We start from the raw sequence: 26,219 nt of genomic DNA on the forward strand, positions 1-26,219 counted from the left end.
TTTTGGTAAACAATTTCAAATATCTGGGAATACTAAATCTGGAAATATTCAGAATTTAGCAGCATGGTTAGTACTTTAGTCAATATTCCGGGATATCGCATCTATGATTTACTCTACTCTGGTTCCAGAACCCTAGTTTATCGAGGGTATCGAGAGACTGACTCGTTACCTGTAGTGATTAAACTGCTGAAAAACCCTTATCCCAGCTTCAATGAACTCTTGTCGTTTCGCAATCAGTACACCATCGCTAAAAATCTTAACTCACCACTCATCATTCAAACTTATAGCCTGGAACCATACCAAAATGGTTATGCGTTGGTGATGGAAGACTTTGGGGGGATTTCTCTCAAAGATTGGAGAGTAGGGGGAAGCATAGAATCTCTGATGGAGTTTTTAGAAATAGCGATCGCACTGTGCAATACCTTAGATATACTCTACCAGGAGCGGATTATTCACAAAGATATCAAACCCGCCAATATTTTAATTAATCCCGAAACTAAACAAGTTAAATTAATCGATTTTAGTATTGCATCTTTACTACCACGGGAAACACAGACACTAATTAATCCCAATATATTAGAAGGCACACTAGCTTACATTTCCCCAGAACAAACAGGCAGGATGAATCGGGGGATTGACTACCGGACTGATTTTTATTCTTTAGGTATAACATTTTACGAGTTACTTGCAGACAAGTTACCTTTTGCGTCAAACGATCCAATGGAGTTGGTACATTCTCATATTGCTAAAATGCCTATGGCATTAGGTGAGACCAGCCCCCGTCTTCTCCCAAGGGGAGACGCCAAGGGCGAACGAGCGTCTGGGGGACTGGCGAACCCGAAGGGGAACAGGGAAGAGATTCCCCAAGTACTCTGTGATATTGTCATGAAATTGATGGCAAAAAATGCTGAAGACAGATATCAAAGTGCATTGGGTTTGAAGTTTGATTTAGAAAACTGTTTACATCAGCTACAAGTTGATGGTAAATTAGTGGGTTTTGAGATTGCACAGAGGGATGTGTGCGATCGCTTCATCATCCCTGATAAACTCTATGGACGAGAAACCGAAGTATCAACCCTAATCCAAGCATTTGATAGAGTCAGCCTTGGTGCAACAGAAATGATGCTGGTAGCTGGGTTTTCAGGGATTGGGAAAACTGCGGTTGTCAACGAAGTTCATAAACCAATTGTGCGGGAACGCGGTTATTTTATCAAAGGTAAATATGACCAATTTCAACGAAATATTCCCTTCAGTGCCTTTGTGCAAGCATTCCGGGATTTAATTGGACAATTATTAACTGAAAGTGATGCACAAATCCAGCAATGGAGAAACCAAATATTAGAGACAGTTGGAGAAAATGGACAAGTAATTATTGAAGTTATCCCCGAATTATCAAGAATTATTGGCGAACAACCAGCCGCCATAGAATTATCAGGAACGGCGGCGGAAAATAGATTTAATTTATTGTTTCAAAATTTTATCCAAGTTTTTACCAGTGCTGAACATCCCTTAGTGATCTTTTTAGATGACTTGCAATGGGCAGATTCAGCATCACTGAAGTTAATGCAGCTATTGATGGCTGATACAAAGCATCTTTTGTTAATTGGTGCGTATCGTGATAACGAAGTCAACCCAGCACATCCATTGATGTTGACTTTGAGTGAAATTCAAGAAAATCAAGCAACGATTAATACGATTAATTTAGCACCACTGAATCAAGTCATAGTGAATCAAATAGTTGCTGATACACTGAAATGTCAGGAAAGTTTGGCATGGAATCTTTCTCAATTAGTCTATCAAAAAACTCAAGGTAATCCATTTTTTGCAACCCAGTTTCTCAAAGCATTGCATCAAGATAGGCTAATTGAATTTAGCCCCCCAATCCCCCCCCACCAAGCAGGAGGGTGGCAATGTGACATTGTACAAGTAAATCAGCAAGCGGTTACAGATGATGTTGTGGCTTTTATGAGTTTTCAATTGCGAAAACTACCACAATCAACTCAACAGGTATTACAGTTAGCTGCTAGTATTGGCAACCAGTTTGATTTAGAAACTTTGGCAATTGTTTCTGAACAATCCCAAATCGAAACGGCTTCAGATTTGTGGAAAGCATTGCAAGAAGGGTTGATTTTACCGATTAGTGATGTTTATAAGTTTTATCAAGGAGAAGAACGCGAACAATTGGCGCTGTCAGATCGGAATGCCAGTAAACAATTAGCCAAATATAGATTTTTACATGACCGAGTACAGCAAGCGGCCTATTCTCTGATTCCCGACGAGCAAAAACAAGCAACTCACCTCAAAATTGGAAAATTATTACTGCACAGTTCCTCGGAAGTAGAACTGGAAGAAAAACTGTTTGATATTGCCCTGCATTTAAATCAAGGAATTGAGCTAATCACCCAACCACAAGAACGGGAAGATTTAGCCCAACTTAACTTCAAAGCTGGAGTGAAGGCGAGAAATTCTACAGCTTATACTGCCGCAAGAGTTTATTTGCAAACAGGGATTGACATACTGACAGCCAACTGCTGGCAAGATCAATATGAATTGACTCTGAATCTCCATGTTGCTGCTACCGAAGCTGCTTATTTGAATGCTGATTTTGATGGCATGGAAAAAATAGCAGCACTGGTGTTACAAAAAGCTGAGACGATTTTAGACAAAATCAAAATATACCAAATTCAAATCGTCGCCCAGACAGCCCAGGGCAAGATATTAGAAGCGATCGCAGTCGGAAGAGATGCACTCTTGCAATTAGGGGTTGAACTCCCCACTGCACCTGACGAAGCCAAAATTGCTAAAGCGCTACAGACTGTAGCTAGTCTTCAAGGTGATAGAGGGATTGAGGAATTAGTCAATCTACCTGTAATGAGCGATGGCTTCTCTTCGAGACGCGGTGCGAACGCCCGCCGCAGGCAACGCCAGACTCAGGCAGCTATGCAATTATTAGGAATATTATTTTCACCGATTCTACAGGCAATGCCCGGATTACTGCCCATACTGAGCGCAACGATGGTGAGTTTATCAATTCAGTTTGGGAATGCACCAGGATCAACGGTGGGGTATGCGATTCACAGTATGGTGTTGTGTGCCTTTTTGGGAGAAGTGAAAACAGGCTATAGCTTTGGGCGATTAGCAATTAACTTGCTTGATAAATTTAATGTCGGGGAATTTAAGTGTAAAGTTCTACTTCTGTTTGCGGCCTGGGTTCAACATCATCAGGAACCTCTCAGGGCAACGATGCTGACGATGAAAGATGGCTATGCAACTGGTATAGAAACTGGTGATTTTCTCAACGCTGGCTATAACTCCCTCAATTACCTCATTACCAAACTTTTTGCTGGGGTAGAACTGGACATTTGGGAACCCGAAATAGCAGGTTACAGGGCTGTCTTAGTGCAGGTAAAACAACATTCTGCCCAGACTTATTTGGATATGATGCAGCAGATTGTGCAGAACTTGAGGGAAGCCCGTATTCTGTCGGATTGCTTAATTGGCACTGCCTACGATGAAACGGTGATGATTCCTAAGCACCATCAGGACAAGGATCTCTCGGCGATCGCTATTGCTTACACTTACAAACTGATGCTTGCCTACTTTTTTGGTAACTACACGGCTGCCCTAGACCATAACACCCAAGTCAAACAGTATTTAATGGCAGTATCAGGGATGATTTTCATTCCCATTTTTCATTTCTATACAGCCCTGACGTATTTGGCAATCTTACCCACACAGCCAGAGTCGGAGCAAGGCCAACTTCTCGTCTTGGTGGAAACCCATCAAACCACTTTGCAACAGTGGGCGCAAAATGCTCCGATGAATCACCTCCATAAGTGGTATTTAGTTGAAGCAGAAAAACATCGGGTTTTGGGCAATAAAGCCGAAGCAATTGAACATTACGATCGCGCCATCATTGGAGCCAAAGAAAATGATTATATTCAGGAAGAAGCGCTGGCTAATGAACTAGCTGCAAAATTTTACCTTGACTGGGGTAAACAGGAGATTGCCCAGTCATACATGACGAAGGCTTACTATGGCTATGCTCGTTGGGGTGCAAAAGCCAAAGTCGCTGACTTGGAAAGACGCTATCCCCAACTCTTGGCTCCGATTCTCCAAAAAACTCGCACGGCTCTCTCGGTTAACGAAACCGTTTTCGCATTAGGAACAGTGGCCTCCACTAGTTCTTCTAGTTCTTCCTCCAGCGTCTCCGATTCTCTCGATTTAGCTGCTATTCTCAAGGCTTCCCAAAGTATCTCAGGTGAAATCGAACTAGAAAAACTGCTCTCATCGTTGCTTGCGATCGTCATCGAAAATGCGGGGGCTGATAAATGCGTGTTAATGCTGTTACGAGATGAACACCTGGTAATTAAAGGGTCAATTATTGAGGGTTCAGAGCCAGTAGTGTTGCAGCGTCTTCTGGTTGAGGAGAGTCCAGACATTCCCCGAAAGCTGATTTACAAAGTGAAGAACAACAGACAAACTGCTGTGCTGCTGGATGCGACGGCCGATCCGACTTTAGCCAATGACCCGTATATCATTCGTCAGCAGCCAAAAAGTATCTTGTGCAGCCCGATTTCACATCAAGGGAAATTGCTGGGTATTTTGTACTTAGAAAACAAGTTAACAATGGGGGCGTTCACGAGCGATCGCGTCGAACTGCTGAATTTACTCTGCACTCAAGCCGCGATCTCCCTAGAAAATGCCCGACTTTACTCGCTTTCGCTAGAAAATGCCCAACAGCTAGAGCGATCGCTTGATGAGTTGAGCGCCGCACAGTCTCGCTTCCACAATCTAGTAAATAATGTGCCTGGGGTAGTTTATCAATACCGCATGAGTGCCGATAGGGTTATATCGTTGAGCTACATTAGTGCCGACTGTTACAGCTTGCTAGAAATTACTCCACAGCAAGCCTTAGCCAATTGGCAGTTTTTCGACAATATGGTGCATCCAGATGATGCTGTCAGTTATCAACAGTCCCAAACTCAAGCCATTCAAGCCCTATCTCCCTGGCAATGGTCAGGACGAATTATTACACCCTCTGGAATTATCAAGTGGATTCATGGGGAATCTCGAATCCAAATATTTGCCGATGGGTCTATGGTGTGGGATGGATTATTTTTGGATATTAGCGAACAGCAAGCTGCGCTACGCGAACGCAAAAAAGCTGAACTTGCCTTGCAGCAAAAATCATTTGATTTAGAACAAGCGCTAACTGATTTGCAAAATACTCAATTACAAATGGTGCAAAGTGAGAAAATGTCTGCACTGGGTAACTTAGTTGCTGGTGTCGCCCACGAAATGAATAATCCTTTGGGATTTATTGCGGCTAGTCTCAAACAAACTAAACCCACTATCGCTGATATTACCGAACACCTCAAACTATATCAAGAAACTTTCCAGAATCCGAGTGAGGAAATTCAAGGTCATGCAGAGGAAATAGATTTAGATTATACCTTAGAAGACTTGCCCAAGATGATTGATTCTATGTCTATGGCGTGCGAAAGATTAAAAAACATCAGCACCAGTTTAAGAACTTTCTCCCGTGCTGATAAAGATTATAAAGTGCCATTTAATATTCACCAAGGCATTGATAGCACCATTCTCATTCTCAAACATCGTCTGAAGGGAAACGAACAACGTCCCACCATTGAAGTTGTCACACATTATGGTAACTTACCTCAAGTTGAATGCTTCCCTGGTCAATTAAATCAGGTGTTTATGAATGTTCTAGCAAATGCTATTGATGCTTTAGATGAATCTAATCAGGGACGTAGTTTTGAAGAAATTCAACTCAATCCTAACTGTATTACAATTACAACCTCAGTCGAAAATAGTCTAGTTAGAATTGCGATCGCGGATAATGGTAAGGGAATGAGTGAAGAGGTGAAATTAAAAATATTTGACCATTTGTTTACGACGAAAGCTGTCGGTAAAGGTACAGGATTAGGGTTAGCGATCGCTCGGCAAATTGTGGAAGAAACTCACGGCGGAAAATTGAGTTTTAACTCTGTTCTGGGTGAAGGAACAGAATTTATCATTGAAATTTCGGTATGATTTTTGGCGATTTTTGGTAAACAACTTCAGATATCTGGGAATACTAAATCTGGAAGTATTCAGAATTTAGTTATATGGTTAGTACTCTTGTCAATATTCCCGGATATCGCATCAGCGAGGAACTCTACAATGGTTCCAGAACTCTAGTTTATCGAGGGTATCGAGAGACTGACTCAATACCGGTAGTGATTAAACTACTGAAAAATCCTTATCCCAGCTTCTCTGAACTCTTATCGTTTCGCAACCAGTACACCATTGCTAAAAATCTCAACTCACCTCTGATTGTCCAAACCTATAGCCTAGAACCCTACCAAAATGGCTATGCGCTGGTGATGGAAGACTTTGGCGGGATTTCTCTCAAAAATTATTTTACCTCTAACCAGACGCGATATATCGCATCTCTAGAAGAGTTTTTACGGATTGCGATCGCACTCTGCAATACCTTAGATATCCTGTATAGAGAGCGGATTATTCATAAAGACATCAAACCCGCCAATATTCTGATTAATCCCGAAACCAAACAAGTCAAATTAATTGACTTTAGTATTGCATCTTTACTACCACGGGAAACGCAGACACTCATCAACCCCAATGTCTTAGAAGGGACACTTGCTTATATTTCCCCAGAACAAACAGGCAGAATGAATCGGGGGATTGATTACCGGACTGATTTTTATTCTCTAGGTGTCACTTTCTACGAATTACTTACAGGAGAGTTACCATTTGCGTCAAACGATCCAATGGAGTTGGTACATTCTCATATTGCTAAACTTCCACCAGTTTTACCGAACAGGGAAGAAATTCCGCAGGTGATTTCAGATATTGTGATGAAATTGATGGCAAAAAATGCTGAAAACAGATATCAGAGTGCTTTGGGACTGAAGTTTGATTTAGAAAATTGTTTACATCAGCTACAAGTTGATGGTATAATTAAAGGCTTTGAGATTGGGAAACGGGATTTGTGCGATCGCTTCATCATCCCCGACAAACTTTATGGACGAGAAACCGAAGTATCAACTCTACTCCAAGCATTTGAAAGAGTCAGCCTTAGTGCAACAGAAATGATGCTGGTAGCTGGGTTTTCAGGAATTGGTAAAACAGCTGTTGTCAACGAAGTTCATAAACCGATTGTGCGGCAACGGGGCTATTTTATCAAAGGTAAATATGACCAATTTCAACGGAATATTCCATTTTCTGCCTTTGTGCAAGCCTTCCGGGATTTAATGGGGCAATTGCTAACAGAAAGTGACGTTCAAATTCAGCAATGGAAAAATAAAATATTATCAGCAGTTGGCGAAAATGGACAGGTAATTATTGAAGTCATTCCCGAATTATCAAAAATTATTGGTGAACAAGCACCCGCCATAGAATTATCAGGAACGGCGGCACAAAATAGATTTAATTTATTGTTTCAAAAATTCACTCAAGTTTTTACAAGTTTTGAACATCCCTTAGTAATGTTCCTTGATGATTTGCAATGGGCAGATTCAGCATCGCTGAAATTAATCCAGCTATTGATGGCTGATACAAATCATCTTTTATTAATTGGTGCATACCGTGATAATGAAGTAGAACCGGGACATCCATTAATGTTGACTTTGAGTGAAATTCAAAAAAACCAAGCAACAATTAATACAATTACTTTAGCACCACTAAATCAAGTTACAGTAAATCAAATAGTTGCTGACACACTGAAATGTACAGAAAGTTTAGCATGGACTATTTCTCAATTTATTTATCAAAAAACCCAAGGTAATCCGTTTTTTGTAACGCAGTTTCTCAAAGCATTACACCAAGAAAATCTCATTAAATTTGATTTGGAATTAGGCTGTTGGCAATGTGACATTGCCCAAGTGACAACTCAAGCTGTTACAGACGATGTTGTGGCTTTTATGGGTTTTCAATTACGAAAACTACCGCTATCAACTCAACAGGTGTTGCAGTTAGCAGCTTGTATTGGCAACTCTTTTGATTTAGCGACTTTGGCAATTGTTTCGCAACAATCCCAAATTGATACGGCTTCTGCTTTGTGGAAAGCATTACAAGAAGGGTTAATTTTACCGATTAGTGATGTGTATAAATTTTACCTCGGTCAAGAAAATCTTGCGCGTACATTAGAAAATCAAGAAACTGTTACCTACAAATTTTTACACGATCGCGTCCAACAAGCCGCCTATTCCCTGATTGCAGATGAGCAAAAGCAGGCTGTCCACCTCCAAATCGGCCAATTGCTACTAGCACATCAATCATTCGTCGCCTCAGAAAACAAAATTTTTGATATTGTGAACCATCTGGCGCTGGGTATTGATGCCAATCCATCTGCTGTCCCAGCGATTCAGCTAGCAGAATTAGCACTCTTAGCTGGCATGAAAGCCAAACTCTCAGTTGCTTACCAAGCTGCCATTAACTACTTCACTATCGGACTCAAACGACTATCTGAAACTACTTGGGAAACTCACTATCGCCTCATGGTTGATTTACACCGAGAAAAAGCAGAATGTAGCTATCTTGTTGGTCAGTTTGCAGCATCTGAATCCCTACTTGATTACACCTTGAAGCACGTCAAAGATCCTCTGGATGCAGCCCAGATTTACGGCATTCTCATGACGCAACGGATGACTCAGGGAACAAATATGCTGTCTAGCGTTGAAGTTGGCATTAAAGGTTTAGCTGTTTTGGGAATGATGCTGCCAATAGATGGAGATGAGCTACAAGCTTTGGTAGAAGCGGAACGGCGACAAGTACAGGAAACTGTTGCTCAAATGTCGGCTCAGGCTCTACTAAACTTGCCTGCAATGACCGAACCAGTGCAGCAAAGTTGCATGAAGCTCTTGGCAATCTTGTATTCAGCTTCCTATATAGCAGGAAACCAACTACTCAATCTGCTGACAACTCTGCGGATGGTGAATATATCTCTAAAGTCTGGACGTGCAGAAAGTTCTAGCTTTGCCTATTGCTGCTATGGCATGATGTTGGCACTTGAGGGCGAATATCGAGATGCTTATCAGTTTGGCAGGATTGCTTTGGATCTCGATCGCACTTTCAACAACACTCAGTTCATCGCCAAAAATAATAACCACTTCGCTCACATCATCAATCCCTTCTCGCGTCCCCTAGCAGAGAATGTGGCTTTATACCAGCAATCGATTGAACTGTGCATGGAATTGGGCGATTTAGTCTTTGGGGTATGGGCAATTGTATTTTTAATCTGGTCTCATCTGCTTAAAGGTAGTCCTCTACCTTTAGTGCAAGAGGAAATTCAAAAATATCTTGGCTGTGTACAGCAGGTAAATGACCAGAATATGTTGTGTGTTTTCCAACTTCAGCAACAGTTTGTCGAAGAACTGATGGATAACACCATTGAGAGCGGGGTGTTAACAGCAACTGGCTATCTCGAACACCCATTTTTCCGACTTTGGCAGCAAAGCCATTTCGATGTTGCCATTAGTTGGTATGGCTTTTTAGTTTTACAACGTGCTTATTTTAGAGGTGATTACGCCCAGGTTTTGGCGATATCTCCGACGCTACAAGACACGCTGCCTGCAAACATGGGTTTTTTCCCCATCATTGCCTATCACATTTATTATCCCCTGAGTTTGGCTGCTGCTTATGGCAAAGCAGACGCGGCAACCCAAGCTGTTTACTATCAACAAATTCAAGAACACCAGCAATTGCTGGAAAAATGGGCTAAAACCTGTCCTGATAATTTTCTGCACAAATATCAGTTGATTTCGGCAGAACTTGCTTGTCTGAGTGGCGATCGCATTTTAGCAGCAGATTTGTACGACAAGGCGATCGCTCTTGCCAAAGCCAACAGCTACATCCAAGAAGAAGCCCTCGCCAATGAACTCGCTGCTAAATTTTACCTCGACTGGGGTAGAGAGCGGATAGCTGGGGACTATATAATTGAAGCCTACTATGGCTATGCCCGTTGGGGCGCTAAAGCCAAACTTACCGATCTAGAAAAGCGTTATCCCCAACTCCTGGCTCACATCCTCCAGCAAACCCGTTCTCCTCTTTGCACTAGCGAAACTATTTTCGCCTTGGAGAGTGTCACATTCAACAATTCCCTCACTGCCAACAGTAGCAGCATCTCACATTCTCTCGACTTAGCTGCCGTTCTCAAAGCCTCTCAAAGCCTTTCTGCCGAAATCGAACTCGAAAAACTACTTTCGTCGTTGCTTGAAATCGTCATCAAAAATGCCGGGGCTAATAAATGCGTATTCATGCTGTTGCGAGACGAACGCCTGTTAATTAAAGGGTCAATTATTGAAGGTTCAGAGCCGGTGGTATTGCAGCGCATTCCGGTTGAGGAGAGCCAAGATATTCCCCTGAAACTGATTTATAAAGTCTTGCACGAAAGACAGACTGCTGTGTTGATTGATGCAACAACCGATCCGACCTTAGCCTGTGACCCCTATATCATCCGTCAGCAGCCCAAGAGTATTTTGTGTAGCCCGATTTTACATCAGGGTAAGTTGATGGGGATTTTATATCTAGAAAACAATTTAGCAACGGGGGCATTTACAAGCGATCGCGTCGAACTGCTAAATTTACTCTGCGCTCAAGCGGCGATTTCTTTGGAAAATGCTCAATTGTATGAGCGATCGCAGAACTATGCCCAACAGCTAGAGGAATCACTGAACTCATTGAGTGCGAGTAACTCTCGCTTCCATAGCTTGGTAAACAATGTGCCTGGGGTAGTTTTTCAATATCCCATGAGTGCCGATGGGGTTATATCGTTGAGCTACATTAGTGCCGATTGTTACAACTTGCTGGAAATTACCCCAGAACAAGCTATGTCCAATTGGCAGTTTTTCATCAATATGGTGCATCCAGATGATGTCGTGAGTTATCGGCAGTCCCAAACTCACACCATTCAAACCGAATCTTCCTGGCACTGGGAAGGGCGAATTATCACCCCATCAGGAATTATCAAGTGGATTAATGGGGAATCTCAAATCCAAAGATTTGCTGATGGGTCTATGGTTTGGGATGGATTGTTTTTGGATATTAGCGATCGTAAAAAAGCTGAACTTGCCTTACAGCAAAAATCAGTTGATTTAGAACAAGCGCTAACTAATCTGCAAAACACCCAATTACAAATGGTGCAAAGTGAGAAAATGTCTGCGTTGGGTAACTTAGTTGCTGGTGTCGCTCATGAAATGAATAATCCTTTGGGCTTTATTGCTGCCAGTCTAAAACTTGCTAAACCCACCTTAACCGATATTGTTGAACATCTCGGACTATATCAAGAAGCTTTACCCAACAAAACTGAGGAAATTATAGACCACGCCGAAGAAATCGACTTGGATTATAGTTTATCAGACTTGCCCAAGATGATTGATTCTATGTCTATGGCGTGTGACAGGTTAAAAAATATCAGCACTAGTTTAAGAACTTTTTCCCGTGCTGATAAAGACTACAAAGTGCCATTTAACATTCATGATGGCATTGATAGCACAATTTTAATTTTGAAACATCGTCTCAAAGCCAATGAACAACGTCCATTAATTGAAGTTGTCACCAACTACGGGAATTTACCTCAAGTGGAATGCTTCCCCGGTCAATTAAATCAGGTATTCATGAATCTGATTGCAAATGCAATTGATGCCTTAGATGAATCTAATCATGGGCGCAGTTTTGAAGAAGTTCAAGCCAATTCTAATCGTATTACCATTACAACCTCAGTTGAAAACCATTTAGTTAAAATTGCGATCGCGGATAATGGTAAAGGGATGAATGAATCAGTAAAACAAAAGATTTTTGACCACTTATTTACTACAAAAGCTGTGGGGAAAGGTACAGGGTTGGGGTTGGCGATCGCTCGTCAAATTGTGGAAGAAACCCACGGCGGTAAATTGAGTTTTAACTCTGTTCTGGGTGAAGGTACAGAATTTATCATTGAAATTCCGGTATAATTTTTTGCGGTTTTTGGTAAACAACTTCAAATATCTGGGAATACTAAATCTGGAAGTATTCAGAATTTAGCAGCATGGTTAGCACTTTAGTCAGTATTCCCGGATATCGCATCACTGAAGAACTCTACAATGGTTCGAGAACCCTGGTTTATCGAGGGTATCGAGAAACTGACTCGTTACCTGTAGTGATTAAACTGTTGAAAAATCCTTATCCGAGTTTCAGCGAATTGTTACAGTTTCGCAATCAATACAACATCGCCAAAAATCTTAACCATCCGGGAATTATTCAAACTTATAGCCTAGAACCATACCAAAATAGCTATGCGTTGGTGATGGAAGATTTTGGGGGCATATCCCTTAAAGATTTTGCCAAGGTAGTCCCGATGAAACAAGTTTCAAAGCCTTGCATCAAAGAGGGACAAGGTAGACAAATAGTAAATGACTCTTTCAAGTCAGAGAGGTTAGATATAACGTCTCTAAAAGAATTTTTGTTCTCTGCTATATCTCTGTGTAACACATTAGATATTCTCATTTGTCATCGCATTATTCATAAAGATATTAAACCCAGTAATATTTTAATTAATCCCGAAACCAAACAAGTTAAATTAATTGACTTCAGTATTGCATCTTTGCTACCAAGAGAAACCCAAGAAATTCAAAATGCCAACGCTCTAGAAGGCACACTTGCTTATCTTTCGCCAGAGCAAACTGGAAGGATGAACCGGGGAATTGATTACCGCAGTGACTTCTACTCATTAGGTATTACATTTTATGAATTACTCACAGGACAATTACCATTTGTCTCAGACGATCCGATGGAGTTGGTGCATTGTCATCTTGCCAAAAATCCTATTGCCGTACATCATCACAATCCCAATATTCCCTTATTTTTATCTGAAATCATCAGCAAGTTAATGGCGAAGAATGCCGAAGACCGCTATCAGAGTGCCTTGGGAATCAAGCATGATTTAGAAATTTGTCTAAGTCAATTACAAGCCACCGGAAACATTGAATATTTTACATTAGGAGAGCGAGATATTAGCGATCGCTTCCTCATCAGAGAAAAACTCTACGGCAGAGAAACCGAAGTATTAACCCTCCTCCAAGCATTTGAAAAAGTCAGCCTTGGGACAACAGAAATGATGTTGGTAGCTGGGTTTTCTGGGATTGGGAAAACGGCCGTTGTCAATGAAGTTCATAAACCTATTGTCCGACAACGCGGTTATTTTATTAAAGGGAAATATGACCAATTCCAGCGCAATATTCCCTTTTCGGCATTTGTGCAAGCATTCCGAGACTTAATGGGGCAATTGCTTTCAGAATCAGATGCACAACTACAAGCCTGGAAAACCAAAATTATCGAAGCCGTTGGCGACAATGGACAAGTCTTGATTGACGTAATTCCAGAACTAGAACGCATTGTTGGTACTCAACCTCCAGCTATAGAACTATCAGGTAGTGCTGCCGAAACTCGCTTTAATCTGCTGATGCAGAAATTTGTGCAAATCTTTACAAGTGTTGAACATCCTTTAGTGATGTTTTTAGATGATTTGCAATGGGCAGATTCCGCATCGCTGAAATTGCTGCAATTATTGATGTCAGAAACAGGACATTTATTAATCTTGGGTGCATATCGGGATAATGAAGTTTCACCGGTTCATCCATTCATCCTTACTGTAGATGAAATCGTCAAAACTGGGGCAGTTATCAATACGATTGTCCTGCAACCGTTAAGCGAACCAGATATGAATCAGTTGGTAGCAGATACCCTGAATTGCGAATTATTGCTAGCCCAACCTTTGACAAAATTAGTCTATCAAAAAACTCGTGGTAATCCTTTCTTTGCTACCCAGTTTCTCAAGGCATTAAATGACGATCATCTAATTACCTTTGACCCCCCTCAATCCCCCCTTAGCAAGGGGGGAAGACAAGGGGGGTGGCAGTGTAATATTGCCCAAGTAAGAGCCTTAGCAATTACTAATGATGTGGTGGAGTTTATGGCACTGCAATTGCAGAAATTACCGAATCAAACTCAGAATGTTCTCAAACTAGCAGCTTGTATTGGAGCGCAGTTTGATTTGAATACGCTGGCGATTGTGTCAGAACAATCCCTAGAAACAACGGCGGCTGATTTATGGAAAGCGTTGCAAGAAGGGCTGATTATTCCGAATACGGAAATCTATAAGTTCTTTATTCAATCTGACAGTACCTCGGTTTCTAATGCCGCAGCTAATCCGACTTATCGGTTTTTGCATGACCGAGTTCAACAAGCAGCTTATTCCCTAATTCCTGATGACCAAAAAAAAGCAACTCATGTCAAAATTGGACAGTTACTTCAGCAAAACTTTTCCGAAATAGAACGAGAAGAAAAACTGTTTGATATTGCCTTTCATTTGAATTTAGGAATTGAATTAATTAATCAACAACAAGAACGAGAAGCCTTAGCACAACTTAACTTCAAAGCTGGCAGTAAAGCCAGAAGTTCAACTGCATACACTGCCGCCAAAGTGTATCTACAAACTGGAATTGATTTACTAGAGGTCGATTGTTGGCAACATCAGTATGAACTAACTCTGAATCTGTATGTGACGGCTGCGGAAGTTGCGTATTTGAATGGTGACTTTGAGGGTATGGAACAGCTAGCCGCAGTGGTATTGCGACAAGCACAGACCATTTTCGACAAAGTGAAAATCTACGAAATTCAAATCGTGGCACAGACGGCTCAGATCCAAATATTAACGGCGCTGGCAGTGGGAACAGAGGCTTTAGCACAATTTGGGGTGAATTTCCCGACGGAAGTAGACGAAGCTTTGATTGACAAAGCCTTACAAGAACTTAACCAGCAACTAAGCGGCAGAGAGATTGCTGGGTTGATTGATCTGCCCGTGATGAGCGATCGCACCGCGATCGCCGCGATGCAATTGTTAAGAATGTTGGTTGCACCTGTGTTCCAGGGAATGCCAGGTTTACTGCCCTTGTTGAGCGCGACGATGGTGCGGTTGTCGCTCCAATTTGGTAATGACAAAGCCTCGACGGTCGGCTATGTGATTCATGGTATGGTGCTATGTTCAATTCTTGGCGAAGTCGAAACAGGCTACGAGTTTGGTAAATTATCACTCTCCTTGCTGGAGAGGTTGAATGCTCAGTCCATGAAATGCAGCACTCTCAACCTGTTTGGGAATTTCATTCAGCATCACCAGCAATCATTCTTGGCAACCCTACCAACCATAAAAGATAGTTACATCATTGGTATGGAAACAGGTGATTTTCTCTTTGCTGGCTACGGCATAGCAAATTACGCCTATGTTGCGCTTTTTGCAGGTGTAGACCTGGACACGTTGGCACCAGAATTGACTGGTTATAGTGCTGCCCTAGCTCAATTGAAACAAGATTCAGCGCGGATTATTTTGGGCATGGTGCGGCAAACAGTGCAGCAGTTTAGAGAAACGGTGAGCCAGCCCTATTGCTTAATAGGCACTGCCTACGATGAAACAGTGATGATTCCTAAGCACCACGAGGATAAGAATCTCACAATGATCGCCTTTGTTTCTACTTACAAACTGCTGCTTGCCTACTACTTTGGCAATTATCAGGTTGCCCTCGACTATATCACTCAAGGCAAGTCCTATTTGATGGCAGCATCGGGAATGGTGCATATTCCCACTTTCCATTTCTATGCAGCCCTGACGTACTTGGCACTTGTTCCCAGAAAGTCAGAAATTGAGCTTTCTGTAATTCTCGCCGAGTTTAAAACCTATCAAACTATTCTGCACCAGTGGGCGCACAATGCCCCGATGAATCATCAGCATAAATGGCATCTCGTGGAGGCCGAAAAGTGTCGAGTTTTCGGTAACAAATTGGAAGCAATGGAGCAGTACGATCGCGCCATTACCCTTGCAAAAGAAAATCAATACCCCAACGAAGAAGCATTAGCCAACGAACTAGCCGCTAAATTCTATCTGGATTGGGGCAAAGAAAAAATCGCTCAAACCTACATGACTGAAGCTTATTATTGTTACACCCGTTGGGGAGCAAAAGCTAAAGTTGTTGATTTAGAAACCCGCTATCCTCAACTACTCGCCACAATTTGGCAAAAACAGCAACCATCTTTTACATCTACGGAAACGATGATTGCGATCTCTTCTCACACAATTCAGACTTCCAGCTTCAATAATGCTAGCCTCTCTGAAGCCCTGGATCTGGCGACCATTCTCAAAGCTTCTCAATCTCTGTCGAGTGAAATTGAGTTGGATAAATTACTCTCAACCCTACTTGAGGTGATACTGGAAAGTGCGGGAGCGGATAAATGCGCGTTGCTGATGCCTTCAGGCGAACGCTGGATAATTGAGGCATTATCCCAATTGGAACAGCCTAGCATTATCTTGCGAAGGCTGCCCTTTGATGATGGTCAAATAGTACCCGTTACCCTAATCAATCGGGTCAAAAATACCCTCACCTTGACTGTAATTGAGAATGCAGTAGTTGAGCCAACCCTAGCGGCTGACCCTTATATTATTCGCCATTCACCTAAGAGTATTCTCTGTGCGCCAATTCTCAACCAAGGCAAATTGATTGGCATTTTGTACCTAGAAAATAACCTGACGGTGGGAGCGTTTACGAGCGATCGCCTACAAGTTCTCAAACTCCTCACGACTCAAGCAGCGATATCTCTAGAAAATGCCCAACTTTATCGCCAATTAGAGGAATATTCCCATACTCTGGAGCAAAAAGTCGAAGAACGCACCCAGGAAATCACACGTTCTTACACTCAGCTAGAATCAACATTAGAAAAACTATACTCGACTCAAGCCAAACTAATTCAAGCTGAAAAAATGTCCGGTTTGGGACAGCTAGTTGCCGGAATTGCTCATGAAATTAATAATCCGATTAATTTCATCTATGGCAATTTAGAACCAGCCAGTGAATATGTTGTTTCCTTAATTGAATTAAATAATTTATATCAGAAATACTATCCCCAACCATTGCCAGAGATTGCCGCAAAAATCACCGAGATAGAATTAGAATTTCTGGTGAATGATTTACAAAAGCTACTCTCGTCGATGAGGGTAGGAGCAGATCGTATCCGTCAAATTGTGCTGTCACTGCGAAATTTTTCCCGTTTGGATGAATCAGAAATCAAACAAGTAGATATTCACTCTGGTATTGATAGCACGCTGTTAATTTTGCAACATCGACTCAAAAACAATAGCAAACATTCCGAGATTACAGTTATTCGAGAATATGCAAATCTGCCTTTAGTCAATTGTTATGCTTCGGCTTTAAATCAGGTATTTATACATCTGATAAATAATGCCATTGATGCTTTACAAGAATTAAAGGTAAATCGCACACCTACTATTATAATTCGGACGGAATTTTCAGAATCCAAAAAAGTACTAATCCGCATTGCAGATAACGGTGTAGGGATGAGCGAGTCCGTGCAAAATAAGATGTTTAATCCATTTTTTACTACAAAGCCGATTGGTAGTGCTACAGGTTTGGGATTATCGACTAGCTATTCAATTGTAGTAGAAAAACATGGAGGTCAGTTAAACTGCATTTCCAAACTAGGAGAGGGAACAGAATTTTTCATTGAAATTCCGGTCTAGTTTAGGGTTTATATCCCCGACTTCTTAAAGAAGTCGGGATCTTTTTTGTGAATACTAAATCTGGAAGTTTCACAGATTTAGCTGTATGGTTAGCACCCTTGTCAATATTCCCGGATATCGCTCGCTATCTATGATTTACTCTACAATGGTTCGATAACCCTGTTTTATCGAGGGTATCGAGAGTATTGATTCCTTGCTTTGGCATTTGATAATTGCTTCATTGAAGAACGGTAATTAAGGAAAAGAAACTGCTTTGCAAGAAGCGCTTTTAAATTTCAGCAGAGGTGAAATTGCTAGGCTTTGCACTTGCTGATCAATACCATCTCCCTGAATAATCACCTGAGAACGTGACTGAATTAATTCCCCTATCTGCGGACAACCTAAAACAGGAGTCAGTTCTGTTAAAGCCAAGAAAAACTCTGTGTTTAATTTGTCTAACGATGGTCGTAATATTTGGTTTAAGTCTGGGACGTTAGGAAAAGATTTGATATCTTGCTTTTGCCAGTTTTTAAAATCAGATGTTTGGATGAGTTTTCCTGCATCTATTTGTGCTTGAAAAAATTCTGCAACTCTATCGGGTTCTAGGTTATGAGTTTTTGCTTGTTGTTTAACCTTTAATAATAACTCTTGTTCGCGCTTGAGATCCTCAATAGGACGTTTGTGATTCCATTTCCACCGAGCTACATCATGTGCAATTAGTAATCGTTGCTGGATCAATTTTAGTAATTTATCTACAGGTAGCTGCTGATCTGCGATCGCAATATTTTGATAGTTTGCTGATTTTACTAACCGAGAGTTATGAGTAGCAAAATATAATTTTAAGTTGGCTGCAACTACTGTACTACTGAAAAAAAGCCCAAAGAAAATTATGATGACAAATAACAGTGGATGCTTTCTGAAAAAACTTAAATTCATATCAAAAAGTTTATAAACTCTGTTACCTATCAATAATTTACAGTATTATGATAGGAATACAGTATTTTGAATCTTAGACAGAATATCTCATAGTTACTGACAAAAAGCAAGTTCAGCACAAAAAGCTGTTGCATTTGCTGGAAGATTCTGGTTCTGAGGGTGATTTATCAGACTGAGTAGCAGCTTACCTGCCCTGGCAATGAAATTTGCGCGCCAGTTACTCATGAAGGAAACCCCCTTCTCACATAGGTATCGCACTAAAATACAGCTGGGAGCATCTCAACTTTGCAAATATACCTGGCGATTAGAAATCGCGGCTACACAAACCAAGTCCCCCTGCGCGGACTTAAGAAATTGGAAACCCACGGAGGTGGGTTTTGTCTGTATAGCCGCGAATTCTATTCGCCAGGGCTAGATATATCTAGATATATTTTTACGAAAGTGAGATGTTCCCATACAGCTTGCCTAAAAGCACCTACTAAATTTGCTGGCGCTTATAGGCATCTGCACGTTCAAATACTATCGGATAACAATATTTATTTGGTCATTCCTAGTCAGAGATTCGGAACAAAACAAACTCCTAACTCTTGTACAGACACGATTAATCGCGTCTCTCCTTTAAGCCTTTCTGGCCACCACCGAGTTTTTAACCAAAAGTTCCACAGCTGCTTGATATTGCAGATCCGCTTCGCTACCAATCTGTTCGCGGTTAATGGCTGGTTGGGAAATAACCTTATCTGGCTTAATACCTAGTTTGTTAATATCTCGATGTTGGGGAGTTTCATACTTGGCAATTGTGACTGCCAAGCCCGAACCATCTGATAATTCAAATAAGGATTGAATTAAGCCCTTACCAAAAGTGGTTTCGCCTACCAACTGGGCGCGATCGTTATCTTGGAGTGCGCCGGCGAGAATCTCACTAGCACTAGCAGTTCCTTGATTCACCAAAATCACCAGAGGATCTTTCGTCAGGGCTGGGCCAAGGGCTTCAAAACTTCCCTGAATGCCTTGTCGGTTAACAGTGTAAACGATAGTGCCAGAGTCTAACCATAGACGGGCAATTTCAATTCCTGATTGCAATAACCCCCCAGGATTATTTCGTAAATCTAGAATGTAGGCGGCAGCGCCTTTTTTTTCTAGACTAGAAATAGCGTGTGCCAATTCCGTTGAAGCGTTGGCATTAAATTGTGTAAGACGTAGGTAGCCAATGGGTGTACCCTCAGCAGAAACACGCAATTCTGAAACCACAGGGTTTAGAGCAATGCGATCGCGCGTTAGTCTAATTTCTGTTTCTGCCTCTCCGTCCCGTTCGATCAGGAGAGTGACAAGGCTACCACTCGGCCCGCGCATTCTGGTAGCAGCTTCATCAAGAGTGAGATTTTTTGTAGAAACGCCCTCAATTTTGAGAATGCGATCGCGTGGTCGAATCCCCGCTTTATCTGCCGGTGAACCGGCAATGGGAGCCACTACTTCTAACTTCCCAGTCTCAGGATTCAAGGCAATTTGCAATCCCACCCCAGTCAGTTCCCCAGAAGTATTGACCTGCAAGCTGCGGTATTGTTCTGGATCTAAAAAGCGGGTAAAAGGATCGTCAAGGCTCTTGAGCATCTTCCCAATCGCCTCATAACTGGCATTTGAGTCTGCCAGTGGCTTCTCCAGAACCTTTTGCCGCACAGCCGCCCAGTTTTGATGATTAAATGTCTCATCTAGATAAGTGCGATTAACAATTCGCCAAACTTCCGAAACCAGCTTTTGTTCCGTCGTCAAAGCCATTGCCGGCTGAGTAAGCGTACCCAACGCCAAGCAAAACGCCATTAACAATGAAAATCCAACCCGAAAGACTTGTTTATTCATGAACCCCATTATCAATTCCACCTCAACCCAAATTGCCTAGAAATGCCCACTTCCCCTGTTGTTGATGAAATCTATCTCTCGATTATGTTACTTTTTTTATAGAAGTGGTGCATTTTTCTCATCAAGTTGTTCAGTCAACTGATGCATCGTATCCACTCACCAAAGGATAAAATCTACTTTGTGTCCACCATTTTGTGTGTAGGGGCGTAAAGAGATCGCAATATATTCCATCTTTACAGAATGTAAAGTTTCTGAAGTCTCTTAGCACGCCAAAAGCTGAAAAGCAAACAAAAAACTCCCCTTTACGAAAATCCCAAAATTGCTAATTGGGAGAGAAGTCTGAACAAAGGCTTCTGCCGATTCAGAACTTCGGGATTTATCAACCGCAACCGACTTTTAGGAACTTGAGATTGTATGGCCAACGTTTACGACTGGTTTGAGGAACGCCTGGAGATTCAGGCACTCGCCGAAGATGTCACTAGCAAGTATGTCCCTCCCCACGTCAATATCTTTTACTGTCTGGGTGGAATTACCCTGGTTTGCTTTCTCATCCAGTTTGCCACTGGATTTGCCATGACATTCTACTACAGACCAACAGTCACCGAAGCTTTCTCCTCAGTACAGTACATCATGACTGAAGTAAACTTTGGTTGGCTAATTCGCTCCATCCATCGCTGGTCTGCCAGCATGATGGTGTTGATGATGATTTTGCACGTCTTCCGGGTTTATCTCACAGGTGGTTTTAAAAAGCCCCGTGAATTGACCTGGGTAAGTGGTGTGATCCTCGCTGTGATTACCGTTTCCTTTGGAGTCACTGGCTATTCCCTACCTTGGGATCAAGTTGGCTATTGGGCTGTGAAAATCGTTAGCGGTGTACCAGAAGCAATTCCCGTGGTTGGTGTTCTGATCTCCGACTTGCTGCGCGGCGGTTCTAGTGTTGGTCAAGCAACACTAACCCGTTACTACAGCGCACACACCTTTGTACTGCCTTGGTTGATTGCAGTCTTCATGCTGTTTCACTTCTTGATGATTCGCAAGCAAGGCATTTCCGGGCCTTTGTAATCTCAGTTATTAGCGAAAGGCAACATTTGTCAGTCGGTTTTCAGATGAAGTTGTTTGTTTTAAACTTATGAAACACAAGAAATTAATGGCACATAAGTTCTAAAAAACAAATACTTGTATCTGGGGCCGAAAGCTGTAAAAACCTCCAGGTGGCTGACTGTAGATAGACAAACACTGTTTGCCACCTGCTGGTTGCCTAGTAGCTGATAGCTTTCACAAATGCTTTAATTTAACTTAAGCAGGAGAGCAAATTTCAAAATGGCAACACAAAAAAAACCTGACCTGAGCGATCCTCAGTTAAGAGCCAAACTCGCTAAAGGCATGGGTCACAACTACTATGGTGAACCCGCTTGGCCTAATGACCTACTTTACGTCTTTCCAATTGTGATCATGGGTTCCTTTGCTGCAATTGTGGCTCTAGCTGTGCTAGATCCTGCAATGACAGGCGAACCAGCAAATCCTTTCGCTACACCATTGGAAATTTTACCAGAGTGGTACTTGTATCCAGTCTTCCAGATTTTGCGATCGCTTCCTAACAAGCTTTTAGGAGTGTTAGCAATGGGTTCCGTACCAGTAGGGCTAATCCTCGTTCCCTTTATTGAGAACGTGAATAAGTTCCAAAATCCCTTCCGCCGTCCAGTTGCAACCACAGTATTCCTCGTTGGTACCTTTGTCACCCTCTGGCTGGGTATTGGTGCTGCTTTGCCATTGGATAAATCTTTGACTTTGGGACTATTCTAAATTAGTCACCTCAAAGTGCTTTGACGCCTGTGAGTTTCAATAGCAGATGCAGATGTGCTTTTGAAAACAATCAACAGGCGTCAATTTTAACAAGTCGCGCCAGAATTCCTCGACTTCGGCGCAGCAAGTCTCTTAGGAATGGCGCTTCGGGACTGGGGACTGGGGACTGGGAAGAGTTTTCTTCTGGTGCGAACGCTCCGCGAACAAAACTTGGGTAGTGGTCTGAATCCGCGAACAATTTTCTCAGTCCCCAGTCCCTAATCCCCAATCCCTTTTTCAAAAAGAATTAACTTAAAATAAGTTTCTAGTTACAACCCTCAGAATGCCAAAATCTTTCATGTTTTGTATTTTGGTAAATATCATATATAAATTTAGATTTTTTTATGTCAGAGAAATTTTGCGGATAGCGCAAAATTTAATAACTAGCAGCTTGGGTTTACTTACATTCAAGTCACAGTTAATGTTTAGCATAGTGCAGCAAGAGCATCTGATGGTTAAGAGCGAACTCAGGCTCTTAAACCAGGTGCAAGAATGGTTTGAGAAATTTTGTCTGCAACACTTATCTCAACTTGGCTGGTCAAAAACCCAACTTGATCGCCTCAATTTAGCATTAGCAGAAGGCTTTACCAACGCTGTTCGTCACGCTCATCATGCTTTACCCCCAGAAACAACTATTGAGATTAAAGTTTATCTGTGGATTGACCGATTAGAGATTAGAATTTGGGATTATGGAAAACCTTTCGATCCTGATGCGATCGCAGAACCAGCCCCAGGTACTCTACAAGTAGGTGGGTATGGATGGTTTCTCCTGAGGCGTTTGGCTGACCGTGTTGTATATGAACGTGGTCTAGATGGTAGAAATTGCCTGCTCATCGTCAAATACTCTGTAGAAGCACAAAAGTAAACTACTTACGCTGCACCATTCCGCAGAAAACATCAGTGTAGGCTTCTAGTCTCTAGATCAAATACATGGTTATTTGATTGACAAAATCATACTCCTTTTTTAATTTGAATAAATAATATATTTTTTACGTAAAATCACTTAGTTGCTATATTCTTTTTAAAATTCCAAGTGATATATTTGTATAAAAAGAATTAGTGAAGACAGTAAAGACAGCATTCGAGTTACACTAGCTTCTTTGTTAGGATTTGTCAGCAGTGTTGAGAGTCTTAATTTTGTTCTCCAACAAATGCCATTTAGTGCTTAAAGAGATAGATGAGAATAGGGGACAAAATATGACTAAGACAGCCCTAATTACAGGAATTACTGGTCAAGATGGCTACTATCTCAGCCATTTGCTCCTTAATCGTGGTTATCGAGTTGTCGGATTAGTACCCCCGCATCGACAACCTAATTTGACAAAACTGGGAACACTGGCAAATCAGGTAGAAATTTTTACAGTTGATTTGCGGGATGGTGCGGCACTGTTGACCGCAGTTGAACAACTACGTCCCCAAGAAATTTACAATTTGGCGGCTCCCAGTTTTGTACCCGACTCCTGGAACGATCCATTGGGAACCTTGGATTTGATCACTGGTACAGCTACCAGACTCTTGGAAGCAGTACGAAAGGTTGGTTTGTCTACTAGATTTTATCAAGCTAGTAGTTCAGAAATGTTTGGCGATGTATTTATTTCGCCTCAAGACGAAGAAACTCCTTTTCGTCCCAAAAATCCCTATGCTGCGGCTAAGATGCACGCCCACTGGACGATGGTGCATCACAGACAGCGCTATGGACTATTTGCCTGTAGTGGAATTTTATATAATCACGAGTCTCCTCTACGCGCACCTCAGTTTGTTACACGCAAAGTTTCTCTAGCGGCTGCATCAATTAAATTGGGTTTAACTGACACCTTAGAAATGGGTAATCTGGATGCCAAACGCGATTGGGGATTTGCGGGAGATTACGCAGAAGCAATGTGGCTAATGTTGCAAGTTGACGAGCCAGAAGAATATGTGATTGGCACTGGTAAACTACACAGTGTTAGAGATTTAGTTGCTACAGCCTTTGAGTCTGTCGGATTGGATTGGACACAGCATATAGTATTAAATACTAGTTTGTTGCGACAAGATGAGCATTTTCAACTAGTAGCTAACCCCAGTAAAGCTAAAAGAAACCTCGGCTGGGAACCCCAAGTCAGTTTTGAGGAACTTTTAGAAAAAATGGTTAAAACAGATTTAGAAAGGTTACAAAGTGGTGCAATCGCGCCCTTACCGCGAGTGTAAATAACCTAACATGCAGATCACTACAGTGACAGAAAACCTCAAGTTAGGCGATAAAATTAACAAAAAAACTAACCATGTCTTCGTGTTCTTAGAAATTTTTGCCCACGAAGGTGGTATTCAATCATATATAAAAGATATTTTTCGTGCCTATTTGGGATTGAGCCAAACCTACAAGGCAGAAGTATTTTTGCTGCGAGATAGTCCTGATAGCTTAAATCCGTTTGAAGACGAGAACTTAAAATTTCATTACTTTAAAAACCAGTCCCCCTATTTGGGGAGATTGCAAATGGCAGCAGCTTTACTGAAGTGTCTACTACAAAGCCGTCCACAGCAAGTTTTTTGCGGTCATATCAACTTAGCAGTATTAGTACAAACTCTTTGCCAGCCGTTGGGGATTCCTTATACCGTACTTACTTACGGTAAAGAAGTCTGGGAACCACTGAAAAATCAAGAACGTCGCGCCCTGACATCAGCAGTTGGAATTTGGACAATTAGTCGCTACAGCCGCGATCGCGCTTGTGCTGCTAATAGTCTAAACCCGAAAATGGTACAGATGATGCCTTGTGCAATTGATGGGGACAAATTTACTCCTGGTTCCAAGCAGCCAGAATTAATCCAAAAGTATAGTTTAACTGGTGCTAAAGTCTTAATGACAGTAGCGCGGTTATGGTCAGGAGATATTTACAAGGGTGTAGATGTCACGATTCGGGCATTACCACAAATCACTCAAGTTTTCCCAGAAGTGAAATATTTAGTAATTGGTCGCGGTGATGACCAACCACGACTAGCACAGCTAGCAAAAGACTTAGGTGTAAGCGATCGCGTTATATTTGCTGGTTTCGTTGCCACAGAAGAATTAATGGAACATTACCGCCTTGCTGATGCCTATATTATGCCTTCACAAGAAGGCTTTGGCATTGTTTATCTGGAAGCAATGGCTTGTGGAGTACCTGTATTATCCGGTGACGACGATGGGTCTGCTGATCCTTTACAGGATGGTAAACTAGGATGGCGAGTACCACACCGCAGTCCTAATGCCGTAGCAACAGCTTGTATAGAAATGCTGCAAGGGAATGACCAGCGATGTGATGGAGATTGGCTAAGAGAACAGGCGATCGCTCTGTTTGGCATAGATGCTTTCCAACAACACTTGCAAAAAATACTTCTATTATCAGTAATTACTAATGACAAACGACTAAAATCGCTATCCTAGAAGGAGAGCAGGACGAAATTTAAAAAATGAGCTTTAAGTCATTTCAATTGAATCTTTTAAATCTCCGCCCTTGGCTCACCCTGCTGGCAATTGTTTGGTTGCTAGCATCAGTGGGCTTGGGTTGGTTGGTCAATTCATTGCTAATTATTTTCGGGTTGCTATTGTTGGCACCTATTGTGGCTTTTTTTGGCTTTCGTTGGTGGCTGCAACGCAACTTGGTTGCCGATCAGTGTCCCATCTGTGAATATGAATTTACAGGTTTAAATAACAGTCAGTTGCAATGTCCTAACTGTGGGGAGTTACTGTTAGTACGAGATAGTCACTTTCAACGCTTCACACCAGAAGGCACGATTGATGTCACTGCTGTTGAAGTTCCAGCCAAATCACTGGAAGATTAGTTATTAGTCATTAGTCATTGGTCATTAGTTATTAGTCATTAGTCAAGTTACTAGTGACTAATTGCTTATTTATAAAGATAAAGTGACTTTTGTCAATTAGTATTTATGCTGATAACAAACTCGAAATAAAGTATTAAAATAACTTTTTTAGTAACTTTTTTTGGGAATCGGGGAATAGTCAGGGATGCATTTCAAGACAAAGCGTAGGCGTAGTCCACCGTAA

Annotated in this window: 12 protein-coding genes; 9 read left to right on the plus strand and 3 right to left on the minus strand. The window is 41.7% G+C overall.

Annotation, left to right across the window (positions count from 1 at the left end; all coding sequences use genetic code 11):
* Positions 1-63: 63 nt before the first annotated feature.
* The 3 genes from V7L07_RS00315 to V7L07_RS00325 all read left to right on the plus strand — a co-directional run bounded on the left by V7L07_RS00315 (position 64) and on the right by V7L07_RS00325 (position 17,587).
* Positions 64-6,057 carry a trifunctional serine/threonine-protein kinase/ATP-binding protein/sensor histidine kinase gene (locus V7L07_RS00315; protein WP_335053988.1) on the plus strand — a complete coding sequence of 1,998 codons (5,994 nt, stop codon included), beginning with the start codon at positions 64-66 and terminating at the stop codon, positions 6,055-6,057.
* Between the two features lie 74 nt (positions 6,058-6,131).
* Positions 6,132-11,978, plus strand: a complete 5,847-nt coding sequence (locus tag V7L07_RS00320) for a trifunctional serine/threonine-protein kinase/ATP-binding protein/sensor histidine kinase (protein ID WP_335053990.1) — start codon at positions 6,132-6,134, stop codon at positions 11,976-11,978.
* A 74-nt stretch (positions 11,979-12,052) separates the two neighbouring features.
* Positions 12,053-17,587, plus strand: coding sequence for an AAA family ATPase (locus V7L07_RS00325; RefSeq protein ID WP_335053992.1), 5,535 nt, complete (start codon positions 12,053-12,055; stop codon positions 17,585-17,587).
* Between the two features lie 234 nt (positions 17,588-17,821).
* Here V7L07_RS00325 and aroQ read toward each other — a convergent pair whose 3' ends face one another.
* The 3 genes from aroQ to ctpA form a co-directional block, all read right to left on the minus strand.
* Positions 17,822-18,502, minus strand: coding sequence for a gamma subclass chorismate mutase AroQ (gene aroQ / locus V7L07_RS00330; RefSeq protein WP_335053994.1), 681 nt, complete (start codon positions 18,500-18,502; stop codon positions 17,822-17,824).
* A 93-nt stretch (positions 18,503-18,595) separates the two neighbouring features.
* Entirely contained in the window at positions 18,596-18,727 is a 132-nt protein-coding gene (locus tag V7L07_RS00335; protein WP_335053996.1) for a hypothetical protein, read from the minus strand.
* A 393-nt stretch (positions 18,728-19,120) separates the two neighbouring features.
* On the minus strand, positions 19,121-20,365 hold the full coding sequence (ctpA, locus tag V7L07_RS00340; RefSeq protein ID WP_335053998.1) for a carboxyl-terminal processing protease CtpA: 1,245 nt from the start codon (positions 20,363-20,365) through the stop codon (positions 19,121-19,123).
* A gap of 405 nt (positions 20,366-20,770) precedes the next feature.
* On the opposite strand from ctpA, the gene petB reads away from it, so the two are divergent.
* From petB to V7L07_RS00370, 6 genes are all read left to right on the plus strand, one after another.
* Entirely contained in the window at positions 20,771-21,418 is a 648-nt protein-coding gene (gene petB, locus V7L07_RS00345; RefSeq protein ID WP_179064867.1) for a cytochrome b6, read from the plus strand.
* Positions 21,419-21,676: 258 nt separating this feature from the next.
* Entirely contained in the window at positions 21,677-22,159 is a 483-nt protein-coding gene (gene petD / locus V7L07_RS00350) for a cytochrome b6-f complex subunit IV (RefSeq protein ID WP_334778892.1), read from the plus strand.
* Positions 22,160-22,619: 460 nt separating this feature from the next.
* Complete coding sequence (locus V7L07_RS00355; RefSeq protein WP_335054000.1) at positions 22,620-23,063, plus strand: ATP-binding protein; 444 nt, start codon at positions 22,620-22,622, stop codon at positions 23,061-23,063.
* Positions 23,064-23,395: 332 nt separating this feature from the next.
* Positions 23,396-24,385, plus strand: a complete 990-nt coding sequence (locus tag V7L07_RS00360) for a GDP-mannose 4,6-dehydratase (protein WP_335054002.1) — start codon at positions 23,396-23,398, stop codon at positions 24,383-24,385.
* 10 nt (positions 24,386-24,395) lie between these two features.
* On the plus strand, positions 24,396-25,598 hold the full coding sequence (locus V7L07_RS00365; RefSeq protein ID WP_335054004.1) for a glycosyltransferase family 4 protein: 1,203 nt from the start codon (positions 24,396-24,398) through the stop codon (positions 25,596-25,598).
* A 26-nt stretch (positions 25,599-25,624) separates the two neighbouring features.
* A complete protein-coding gene (locus V7L07_RS00370; protein ID WP_335054006.1) occupies positions 25,625-25,996 on the plus strand; it encodes a hypothetical protein in 372 nt (123 codons plus the stop codon).
* Positions 25,997-26,219 lie beyond the last annotated feature (223 nt).

This window comes from Nostoc sp., assembly GCF_036916985.1.
Classification (GTDB): domain Bacteria; phylum Cyanobacteriota; class Cyanobacteriia; order Cyanobacteriales; family Nostocaceae; genus Nostoc.

What these genes read in the sequence shown, in the direction of transcription:
- petB (WP_179064867.1), top strand. Translation starts at nt 20,771, where the DNA reads ATGGCCAACGTTTACGACTGGTTTGAGGAACGCCTGGAGATTCAGGCA.
- V7L07_RS00325 (WP_335053992.1), top strand. Translation starts at nt 12,053, where the DNA reads ATGGTTAGCACTTTAGTCAGTATTCCCGGATATCGCATCACTGAAGAA.
- ctpA (WP_335053998.1), bottom strand. Translation starts at nt 20,365, where the DNA reads ATGGGGTTCATGAATAAACAAGTCTTTCGGGTTGGATTTTCATTGTTA.
- aroQ (WP_335053994.1), bottom strand. Translation starts at nt 18,502, where the DNA reads ATGAATTTAAGTTTTTTCAGAAAGCATCCACTGTTATTTGTCATCATA.
- V7L07_RS00360 (WP_335054002.1), top strand. Translation starts at nt 23,396, where the DNA reads ATGACTAAGACAGCCCTAATTACAGGAATTACTGGTCAAGATGGCTAC.
- V7L07_RS00355 (WP_335054000.1), top strand. Translation starts at nt 22,620, where the DNA reads ATGTTTAGCATAGTGCAGCAAGAGCATCTGATGGTTAAGAGCGAACTC.
- V7L07_RS00320 (WP_335053990.1), top strand. Translation starts at nt 6,132, where the DNA reads ATGGTTAGTACTCTTGTCAATATTCCCGGATATCGCATCAGCGAGGAA.
- V7L07_RS00335 (WP_335053996.1), bottom strand. Translation starts at nt 18,727, where the DNA reads ATGAGTAACTGGCGCGCAAATTTCATTGCCAGGGCAGGTAAGCTGCTA.
- petD (WP_334778892.1), top strand. Translation starts at nt 21,677, where the DNA reads ATGGCAACACAAAAAAAACCTGACCTGAGCGATCCTCAGTTAAGAGCC.
- V7L07_RS00370 (WP_335054006.1), top strand. Translation starts at nt 25,625, where the DNA reads ATGAGCTTTAAGTCATTTCAATTGAATCTTTTAAATCTCCGCCCTTGG.
- V7L07_RS00315 (WP_335053988.1), top strand. Translation starts at nt 64, where the DNA reads ATGGTTAGTACTTTAGTCAATATTCCGGGATATCGCATCTATGATTTA.
- V7L07_RS00365 (WP_335054004.1), top strand. Translation starts at nt 24,396, where the DNA reads ATGCAGATCACTACAGTGACAGAAAACCTCAAGTTAGGCGATAAAATT.